This is a genomic window from Candidatus Dormiibacterota bacterium (assembly GCA_035635555.1).
Taxonomy (GTDB): Bacteria; Acidobacteriota; Polarisedimenticolia; order Gp22-AA2; family Gp22-AA2; genus Gp22-AA3.
The window spans coordinates 82897-90144 of record DASQAT010000054.1 but is presented as its reverse complement, the minus strand read 5'-3'; the positions used below and the strand labels follow the sequence as shown (position 1 = coordinate 90144).

The window sequence follows — 7248 nt, the reverse complement described above, 5'->3', positions numbered from 1 at the left end:
CCTGGATGGTGCGGTACGGGGCGGCCTGGCTGCCGCAGCCGCTCGTGCAGGTGCTGTTGTCGTCCACGTACAGCGTGATCGCCCCGGCCGCCATCACCAGCCGCGCCACCACCCCCAGCGCGCACACCGCCAGCCCGCAGGAAAGAATGCGGAGAAAGCGCGATCGTGCGGGCGGGGCGGACCTCGGCCGAACCCGCGGCCGGGGACCCCTTGGCAGAGGGTCAGGTCCGTCCGGCGCAAGCCCTCGAGCGACCGTCACGCCCCCTTTGGGCGTCCTGGCCACGTCCCCCCCACTCAAGCCTGAATCCGCGCAGAGCCGGGATGCACACTCTATTACCGTGATGACAAAAGTTGTCAACGGCTTTTCTGAAATCTTTTTGACGCGACGAAAAAGGCATGACAGTCGCGCCATGTTCGGAGTCCCGGGAAATGCCTGAGGGCGGTTGCGCTTTCAAGGTGCTATCATTTGCGCTTGAGGAGGGTGACGGTGGCGAAAAATTCGAGCGCTTTCTCGGTCAACGAGAGAATCCAGCATGAAGAATACGGACCCGGCACGATCACGAACATCGGCCCGCTGCACACGACCATCGAATTCGATCAGGGCGTGACGAAGAAATTCATGAACACCCTCGTCCGGCTGGAAAAAACCGATGTCGCGGCCCCGGCGCGCCGCACCCGGGGGTCGTCGGCTGGGAAGACCGGCGCCAAGGCGAAGAAGGCGGCCAAGTAAGCGGCGCGCATCGTCGAAGTCTCCGCATGCGAGGGCTGGCCAGGGTCGATCCGCTGCACGCGCGCGGCGCCGCGATGGCGCTTGGGTCGGCGATCCTGTGGGGCGCGAGCACCCCTTTTTCCAAGATCCTGCTGCGACGGACCGGTCCGCTCATCCTCGCGGCCCTGCTCTACCTGGGCGCCGGTCTGGCGCTCGTCGTCGTTCTCGCCCTGCGGCGGCGAAGTCCCTCGGACGGCGCCGCCGAAGCCGCCCTCCGGGCGTCCGATCTGCCCCTCCTTGCGGCCGCGACCTTCTGCGGAGCGATCCTGGGGCCGTCCCTCATGATGTTCGGACTCCTGCGCGTCTCCGCGGTCACCGGATCTCTCCTCCTGAACCTCGAGCCGCCTCTGACCATCCTCCTGGCGATCGTCTGGTTCCGCGAGCACCTCGGCAGGCGCCAGGCGGGCGCGGCGGCGCTCATCCTCGCCGGAACGGTGCTCGTCGGCTACCGGCCGGGCGAGCTGGCCTCCCAGTGGTCCGGGATCGTGGCGGTCGCGCTCGCCTGCCTGGCCTGGGCCATCGACACGAACCTCAACCAGCGGTTGTCGCTGCGGGACCCGGTGGCGCTCGCGGGGGTCAAGGGACTCCTGGGGGGATTCTCGATCCTGGCGGTGGCGCTGCTGGCCGGGGAGGCCCGCCCCTCGCCGGGCGTTCTCGCCACGGGGCTGGCGCTCGGAACGATCACCTATGGCGTCAGCATGGTGCTGTTCTTCAGAGCGCTGCGACAGCTCGGGACGGCGCGCGTGGCGGCCTATTTCGCGACCGGGCCGTTCGTCGGCGCGCTGACCTCGGTCGTCGTGCTGGACGAGACCCTGCGTGGCCTCGACCTCGCGGCCATGGGACTCATGGCGGCGGGTCTGGTCATGCTCCTCCGCGAGACCCACGCGCATGAGCACGTCCACGAGGTCATGGAGCACGATCACGCCCACACGCACGACGAGCATCACGATCACGCCCACGAGCCGGGTGTCTCGACGGCCGGCCGGCACGCCCATCCGCACCGGCACGCGCCCCTGGTTCACGCCCACCCGCACACCCCGGATCTGCACCACCGCCACCGGCACGACTAGGACCATGTCCGAGTCATGGCCGGAGTCGTGACCGGGTCCGGGTCGATCAGGAGGCGCGACGCAGGACGCGACCGGGACGCTCGCCCGTCGACTTCCCGTCGCGGTAGACCACGACGCCGTTGACCCAGACGGAGCGGATACCATCCGAGACGGCGTGCGGGTGGGTCGGAGTGGCGCGATCCCTGACGGTTCGTGGATCGAAGAGAACCAGGTCGGCGTGCAGGCCGGGCCGGATCTGCCCGCGGTCCGTGAACCCCATGTGGGCGGCGGCGAGGGCCGACGCCTGGTGCACCGCCTGCGGGAGCTTCAGGATTCCCCGCTCGCGCACGTAGTGTCCGAGGATGCGCGGGTAGGACCCGAAGCCGCGTGGATGCGGCCCCTCGAGGTAGCCGTCGGTGCAGAAATTCATCTCCCGCCATGTCATCAGACGCTCGACGTCCGGCTCCTGCATGCTGGTGCCGATGACGCTCTCCACGCTCTCGCCGGTCTCCTTGCGCATCGCCTCGGACATCCGGATCAGGTCGATGAGCGTGGTCACCGGGTCGCTCCGACGCAGGCGCGCGATCTCCGCCACGGTCTTGCCGGCGTACGACGGCTCCGGACCGAACTCGGTCAGCAGGAGTCCCTCGGGGGCGGCGATCTCCTTCAGCACCAGGCTCGCTTCGGCGCGGTTCTCGAAGTCGCGCCCGGGGAACAGGACGGTCAGCGTGGATTCCCAGTAGAGGTACGGGTACATGTCCGCGGTGATGTCCACCCCCGATGCGCGCGCCTTGTCCAGCCGCGCCAGAAGCTTGTCCGCCTGCCCCCACCAGCTCCGCATGGCCAGCTTGGTGTGGGAGATCTGCACCGGCAGCTTCGCCTGCCGTCCGATCTCGATGATCTCGTCGATCGCCTTCCAGAAGTAGCGGTCCTCGCTCCGGATGTGGCTGATGTACCGGCCGCCGAACGAGGCGGCCGTCTTCGCCAGCTCCACCACCTCCTCCGGGGCCGAATAGATTCCAGGGTCGTACTCCAGACCGCTCGAGAGGCCGACGGCTCCCGCGGCCATTTCTTTCCCCAGGAGCCGCTGCATCTTCTCGATCTCGTCCTGCGTGGCGTGCCTGCGGAAGTCGTCGCCCATCACCCTGTCGCGCAGCGTGCCGTGACCGGCGTACGAGGCGACGTTGACCGCAGCCGGCCGGCGCTCGAGGCGATTGAAAAAGCGCCGCAGAGGGTAGGAGGAGCCGCCGTCCTGACCCACGACGATGGTCGTGATCCCCTGGCTGGTGGCGGCGGTAGCGTCGGGGATTTCGAAGATCTGATCGCTGCCGTGGCTGTGCGTGTCGATGAAGCCCGGTGCGAGCGTCAGCCCGGCGGCGTCCACGACCGTCTCGCCCGCCGCAGGGCCGGCGCCGCCGACGTCGACGATGAGGTCCCCCGAGATGCGGACGTTCGTCCTGCGCGCGGGGGAGCCTGTGCCGTCCAGGACGCTGGCGTGGACGATGACGGTCACCGGGGCGGCAGGGGTCGCCTCTGCCGCCGCGGGTGCCGTTGGAGAGGCGTAGTCCCGAGCCGGGGCGGCCGGGACGAGAGCCGCCATGAGCAGCAGTCCCCGGAGAACCAGGTTGCGGCGATTCGTCGACATCACGTGTCTCCTGTCAGTCATGGATGCGTCTCGTCGCCGGCCAGATCGCGCACTACGGCGTAGACGCCCCGGATCACGTCCGCCATGCGCCGGTAGTCCAGGGTGTCCGGCGTGTCCCGAATCGTATGACATTTGGGATTCCGGTAGAAGGCGGTGTCGGAGATCATCACGGCCCGGTAGCCCGCGGCGGGTGCGCATCCAGATTCCGCTCACCGGCCCTCTCCCGTGCGACGCCCGGATGACGGGCGTTTCAGCGAAAATGGCCTCCGTCGCTTGACGCCGGGTCCGCGCGGGGACCACCTTTGTCTCCAGGGGTCCGGGATATCGTGTGTGGGAGGGACCATCACATGCGCATCACGAGAGCCGACGTGTGGCGGCTGCTGCGCGCGGGAGCGATCGTCTCCGCGCTGGCCGCGATGGGCGTCCTGGACGGCTGCGCCCGCAGGACTCAGCCGGGCGATCCGCTTCCCGGGCTGACGCGCGCCGAGCGCGACCGGTTCGAGCGAGGCAAGCAGGTCTTCGAGCGGGAGTTCACACCCGAGACGGGGCTGGGGCCGCTGTTCAACTCCACGTCCTGCCGCGAGTGCCACGAAGATCCCGCGACCGGAGGCTCCGGCGACGAGATCGAGGTCCACGCCACGGCGTTCCGGCCGGCCGGCGCCGGGAGCAAGGGGGACGTCTGCGATCAACTCGCCGCCGAGGGAGGGCCGGTTGTGCAGCAGCACGTGACGCCCGCGCTCCACGACGCTCTCGGGATCGACGCGGAGCCGGTTCCCGCGCACGCCACCGGTACCGCACGGCGCACGGCCCCGTCGATCCTCGGCTTCGGTCTTCTGGACGCCGTCCCCGACGAGACGATCCTCGCCTACGCCGACCCGGAGGATCGCGATCACGACGGCATCTCCGGCCGGCCGAACCGCTTCACGGACGGCCGGATCGGACGCTTCGGGCGCAAGGCGTTCGTGCCGACTCTGCGCGAGTTCAATCCCGGAGCCTTCCTGATCGAGCAAGGGATCACGAATCCGGCCCAGCCGGTCGAGGAGACGATCGGCGGCCGGCCGATCCCCGCGGGCGTCGATCCGACCCCCGAGCCGGAGCTGTCGCAGGAGGATCTCGACCTGGCCATCGATTTCGTGCGCTTCCTGGCGCCGCCGCCCCGCCGGGGGACCGGCCTGGACGTGCTTCGAGGCGGGCGCCTGTTCAGGGCGGCGGGCTGCGCCGACTGTCACGTGCCGGCTCTCGAGACGGGGAAGAGCGACGTGCGGGCGCTGCGGCACCGCGAGGTGGCGGCCTACACCGACCTCCTGCTGCACGACATGGGGCGGGACCTCGCCGACATCTGTCTCGGCCAGGCGACTCCGTCGGAGTTCCGCACCGAGCCACTGATGGGTCTGCGGCTCCGGACCCACTTCCTCCACGACGGGCGCGCCGAATCGATCGAGACGGCCATCCGGCTGCACGGCGGTGAAGCGACGTCCGCGCGCAACAGGTTCAACGCGCTGTCCGCCGAGGAACGGCAGGCCCTGCTCAAGTTCCTCGGCTCGATCTAGGAGCCTGTCCGAGTCAGGGCATGGGCCGCGCACATGGGGCTTGCGAGTCCCAGGCGAGGCGCGAGGAGGAATCGATGCTGGTCGCATCGTTGACGACGAGGAACGAAGCATGGGGCCGCAATCCCCATGTGCCCTGCGGGTTCGCGGCGGCGCGGGGCCGTCTGGGTCGTTGCCGCTCCTCCGCGATGACTCACATCGCGGTCGTCGCGGCGCCTCGCAGCCGACCCCGCGGCGCCGCGAACGCGACCCATGCCATGACTCGGACAGGCTCCTAGGAGGGCGACCCGCCGTCGTCGAGCACGTCGCGGACCTTGCGCGCGAGAGTCAGGAGATTGAACGGCTTCTGGAGGAAGGAAACGCCGCGCTCCAGGACGCCGTGCTGCACGATGGCGCTGTCGGTGTAGCCCGACATGTAGAGCACTTTGAGGTCCGGTCGCGCTTTCAGGATCTGCTGCGCCAGCGTCCGGCCATTCATCCGGGGCATGACGACATCGGTGATCAGGAGATGGATCCGACCGGGTTGGGCCGCGCAGATCCGGACCGCCTCTTCCGCGTCACCCGTCTCGAGCACCGTGTACCCGAACCCGCGCAGAGCCTCGCGCACCACCTGCCTGACCGTCTCCTCGTCCTCGACCACGAGGACCGTCTCCGAGCCGCGCGGCGGCGTGGTGGATTCGCGCATCCTGACGACCTCGGCCGACTCCTGGACCCGGGGGAAGTAGATCCGGAACACCGCGCCGCGGCCCTTCTCGCTCTCGACCGAGATGTAGCCGCCGTTCTGCTTGACGATCCCGTAGACCGTGGCCAGCCCGAGACCGGTCCCCTTGCCCATCTCCTTGGTGGTGAAGAACGGCTCGAAGATGTGGCTCTGGACTTCGACGTCCATGCCCGACCCGGTGTCGCGCACGGCCAGCATCACGTAGGCCCCGGGACGGGAGCCGGCGTGATGCCGCGCGAATGCCTCATCGAGGTCGGCATTCGCCGTCTCCAGGATGAGACTTCCCCCCTGCGGCATCGCGTCACGGGCATTGACCACAAGGTTCATGACGATCTGGTCGACCTGCCCCGGGTCGGCCTTGATCCGTCCGAGCGCGGCTCCCTGGACGGTGTTCAGCTCGATGTCCTCGCCGATCACGCGGCGGAGCATCCTGTCCATCTCCCCGAGGACGAGGTTGAGGTCGAGCACCCTCGGCTCGATCACCTGCTTGCGGCTGAAAGCGAGGAGCTGCCGCGTCAGCCCTGCGGCGCGATGGGCGGCCTTCTTGATCTGGTCGACCTTGGCGCCCACCGGCTCGCCGGCCGGGAAACTCTCCGAGAGCATCTCGCCGTAGCCGGTGATGACGTTCAGGAGGTTGTTGAAGTCGTGGGCGATCCCGCCGGCCAGCCGCCCCACCGCCTCCATCTTCTGCGCCTGCCGGAGCTGTCCCTCGAGCTGTTTGCGCTCGGTGATATCGTGCATCGCGACGACCGCGCCGAGCTTCCGGCCCTGCGGGTCCATGATCGGCTGGCCGCCGACGAGCAGGGTGCGCGGCGGGCCGTTGCGCGGAAGGATCACGATTTCGGCGTTCCTCACGTGCTCGCCCTGCAGCGCCCGGAACAGCGGGATCGCCTCCTTCTTCAGGGGCGTCCTGCCGTCCACCTCGTACAGGCTGTAATGCTCGGACCAGTGCTCCGGGGGGATGGCGGTCTCCGGGAGTCCGTGCAGCTCCCGCGTGGCGCGGTTGAACAGCGTGAGGATGCCGTTCGAGTCGCAGGCCACGATCCCCACCTCGAGACTCTCGAGCATCGTGCGGAGAAACTGCCTCTCGTTCGCCAGCGTCTCCTCGAACTGGCCCCGCTTCCTGCGCTCCTCGGCCTCGTTCAGGGCGCGCCGCACCGCGGGACCGAGTCGGGTAAGCCGGTGCTTCAGGACGTAGTCCGTGGCACCGCTGCGCAGGCTCTCGATGGCCGCTTCCTCGCCGAGGGTCCCCGAGACGATGATGAACGGAAGGTCCCTCGATCTCCGCCGGGCGATCTCGAGCGCGCTCAGGCCGTCGAACCCCGGAAGGGAGAAGTCGGACAGGACCAGGTCGGGGTTCCCCTGCTCCAGGACGCTGACGAACTCCTCCCGGGTCGAGGTGACCTTCCGGTCGCAGTCGAGACCGTCCGCCTCGAGCGTCGCGCCGACCAGCTCCACGTCGTTCGGGTCGTCCTCGAGGTGCAGGATCCGCAGCGGTCTGTTCCAGCCCATCCGCG

Annotated in this window: 6 protein-coding genes; 3 read left to right on the top strand and 3 right to left on the bottom strand. The window is 69.0% G+C overall.

The window, feature by feature from the left end:
• The first annotated feature begins 487 nt into the window (after nt 1-487).
• Complete coding sequence (locus VEW47_16405; GenBank protein HYS06763.1) at nt 488-730, top strand: hypothetical protein; 243 nt, start codon at nt 488-490, stop codon at nt 728-730.
• Between the two features lie 26 nt (nt 731-756).
• On the top strand, nt 757-1839 hold the full coding sequence (locus tag VEW47_16400) for a DMT family transporter (GenBank protein HYS06762.1): 1083 nt from the start codon (nt 757-759) through the stop codon (nt 1837-1839).
• Nucleotides 1840-1885: 46 nt separating this feature from the next.
• On the opposite strand, the gene VEW47_16395 is transcribed toward VEW47_16400, so the two are convergent.
• Together VEW47_16395 and VEW47_16390 are read right to left on the bottom strand one after the other, a co-directional pair.
• A complete protein-coding gene (locus VEW47_16395; GenBank protein HYS06761.1) occupies nt 1886-3463 on the bottom strand; it encodes a D-aminoacylase in 1578 nt (525 codons plus the stop codon).
• 17 nt (nt 3464-3480) lie between these two features.
• Nucleotides 3481-3633 (bottom strand): hypothetical protein, encoded by a 153-nt coding sequence (locus VEW47_16390; protein ID HYS06760.1) that lies wholly within the window; start codon nt 3631-3633, stop codon nt 3481-3483.
• Between the two features lie 177 nt (nt 3634-3810).
• On the opposite strand from VEW47_16390, the gene VEW47_16385 reads away from it, so the two are divergent.
• Nucleotides 3811-5013, top strand: a complete 1203-nt coding sequence (locus VEW47_16385; protein HYS06759.1) for a di-heme oxidoredictase family protein — start codon at nt 3811-3813, stop codon at nt 5011-5013.
• Nucleotides 5014-5284: 271 nt separating this feature from the next.
• On the opposite strand, the gene VEW47_16380 is transcribed toward VEW47_16385, so the two are convergent.
• Complete coding sequence (locus VEW47_16380; GenBank protein HYS06758.1) at nt 5285-7243, bottom strand: response regulator; 1959 nt, start codon at nt 7241-7243, stop codon at nt 5285-5287.
• Nucleotides 7244-7248 lie beyond the last annotated feature (5 nt).

What these genes read in the sequence shown, in the direction of transcription:
- VEW47_16400 (HYS06762.1), top strand. Translation starts at nt 757, where the DNA reads ATGCGAGGGCTGGCCAGGGTCGATCCGCTGCACGCGCGCGGCGCCGCG.
- VEW47_16395 (HYS06761.1), bottom strand. Translation starts at nt 3,463, where the DNA reads ATGTCGACGAATCGCCGCAACCTGGTTCTCCGGGGACTGCTGCTCATG.
- VEW47_16385 (HYS06759.1), top strand. Translation starts at nt 3,811, where the DNA reads ATGCGCATCACGAGAGCCGACGTGTGGCGGCTGCTGCGCGCGGGAGCG.
- VEW47_16380 (HYS06758.1), bottom strand. Translation starts at nt 7,243, where the DNA reads ATGGGCTGGAACAGACCGCTGCGGATCCTGCACCTCGAGGACGACCCG.